We start from the raw sequence: 2,183 nt of genomic DNA, 5'->3' as shown, positions 1-2,183 counted from the left end.
CCGGTGTACGGCGGGTACCAGCCGGCCGGACCGGCCGGGCCCGTCGGCACCGTCGGGCCCGGGCCGCTGGCGGGCGCCGCCGGCGGGCCCGTGAACGTGGCGGCGCCGTTCGGCAGCGGTGTCGGGGCGGGCGGCGGGTCGGCCGTCGGCGGGCCGCAGCCCGGCGCGCCGGTGGCCCGGACCCCGGCCGGTGCGGCACCGCACCCGGTCGTCGGACCGCCGCCCGTCCACGCCGCGCCGCCACCCCCGGCCGCACCCCCGATCGTCGGGACCACCCCGGTGATCGGCCGGCCCGAAACCCACCCGGTGGAGGCCCGGAGGCGGGAGAACACGGCGGGACTCGCCGACCCGACCCTTGCCTGGGGCGCGGTCCCGGTCGCGACCGCCCACGCGATGGCCCTCCAACTCGCCCTGCGCGCACGGCGCGGAGCCCGGCCGGACGACCCGGCGGTCCGGCTGCGCGGCATCGCCGACAGCCGTCCGTACGGCCTGCCGGGCGGGCTCGCGCCGGTCGACCCGCAGCACCAGGCCGAACTCGAACGCCGCGCGCCCCGGGACGAGGACGGCCTGCCCGTCCGCCACCCCGACCCGGCGGCCGGCGGCTGGGCGGAGGCCGTCAACGACGGCGGCTACCGCGAACCGGGCCGGGCCAACAACAGCCTGGAGATCGCCCTCTCGGCGGTCGAGTGCCACACCGGCCGCCCGACCTGCGCGGCCCCGCGCATCCCCACCGACGGCGACGCCGGCGAACGCGGCGGCCGGGACCGCGCCGAACGCGAACTCGGCGCCCCCTTCCGGGACCTGGGCGACGGCGGCCGGGCCTTCGACCGCCTCGCCGAGGACCTCCGCCGCGCCGGCCACGGCTCCCAGGCGCTACTCCTCACCCTCGACGCCTACGGCCGCCCGCACGCCTGGAACGCCGTCAACCACCAGGACACCGTCACCTACCTCGACCACCAGCTCGCCCGCCGGGCCCCCACCCCCCTCCACCCCGCCACCCACGGCCTCTGGGCCATCGCCCTCACCCCCGAAGGCCGCCCCCTCACCCCCACCCCCTGACCCCCAGTGCGGGAAGCCGGCCCGTCCGACTTCCCGCGGAGGGGGGCCAGGGCGCCCCTCGGAAGGATCGGAAGGAGAGGAAGCGCGGAACTGGGAGCGGTGCGCAGGAAGTCGGCCCGTCCGACTTCCTGCGCGGCCCGCCACGCTGCCCCTCAGCGGTGGAATGCGCGGTAGCGGGAGGAGCCCGCGTGGGAAGTCGATCCCGCCGACTTCCTGTGCGGCAGCCCGCGATGGTGTTCCTGAGCGGTGGAATGCGCGGAAATGGGAGGAGCCCGCGCGAGAAGTCGACCCCGCCGACTTCTCGCGCAGCTGGCCAGGGTGCCCTCGCGGAAAGCGGGAGCCGCGTGGGAAGTCGGCTGGTCCGTTTCCACTTGCCCGCGCGACGGGGTGTGGGAGCGGCAGGCCATGGTGGGGTTCGTGAGAGGTTGCGCAGGAAGTCGACCGGGCCGACTTTCTGCGTGGCCCGCGGCGCTGCCCGTCGGCGGTGGAATGCGTGGTTGCGGAGGAGTCTGCGTGAGAAGTCGGCCCGGCCGACTTTCTGTGTGTATTTGGGGTGGCTGGGTTCGGGTCTGAGAGAAATATGTAGACCGACCGACATATTCAACGGGGTGATGCGTAGGAAGTCGACTGGGTCGACTTTTCGCGGTCGCGTGCTGGGGGTGTGGGGGAGTGGCTGGTCCCGTGCAGTTCGCCATGGTGGCCCTGGAGGGGGAAGGGATGCGTGAGAAGTCGGCCGGGTCGACTTTCTGCGTGGCCCGCGGTGCTGCTCCTCGGCGGTGGAATGCGCGGTTGCGGAGGGGCCCACGTGAGAAGTCGGCCGGGCCGACTTTCTGTGTGTATTTGGGGTGGCTGGGGTCGGTTCTGGGAGAAATATGTAGACCGACCGACATATTCACCGGGGTGATGCGTAGGAAGTCGGCTGGGTTGACTTCCCGCGGTCGCGTGCTGGGGGTGTGGGGGAGTGGCTGGGTCCTGTGCGGTTCGCCGTGGTGGCTTTGGAGGGGGAGGGGCGGGGGGGGGGGGGGGGAGGGGGGGGGGCCCCCCCACCCCCCCCCCCCCCCCCGTCGTTTTTTTCTTTTGCCTCCTTCCCACAACCCCCCCCCCCCCCTCCTCCTTCTCCCTCC

The 2,183-nt window shown here is 74.4% G+C and carries 1 protein-coding gene; it reads left to right on the top strand.

Going from position 1 to position 2,183, the window contains the following annotated elements:
• Positions 1 to 1,059 (top strand): toxin glutamine deamidase domain-containing protein (locus ACFVGO_RS22545; protein ID WP_380633602.1); only part of this gene is annotated, 1,059 nt, incomplete at its 5' end.
• Between the last annotated feature and the right edge of the window lie 1,124 nt (positions 1,060 to 2,183).

Origin of the sequence: Kitasatospora sp. NPDC057738, assembly GCF_042798815.1 — a bacterium.
GTDB classification, from domain to species: Bacteria; Actinomycetota; Actinomycetes; order Streptomycetales; family Streptomycetaceae; genus Kitasatospora; species Kitasatospora lactacystinica.
The sequence above is the reverse complement of the archived record's forward strand: the minus strand, read 5'-3'. Positions and strand labels throughout refer to the sequence as shown.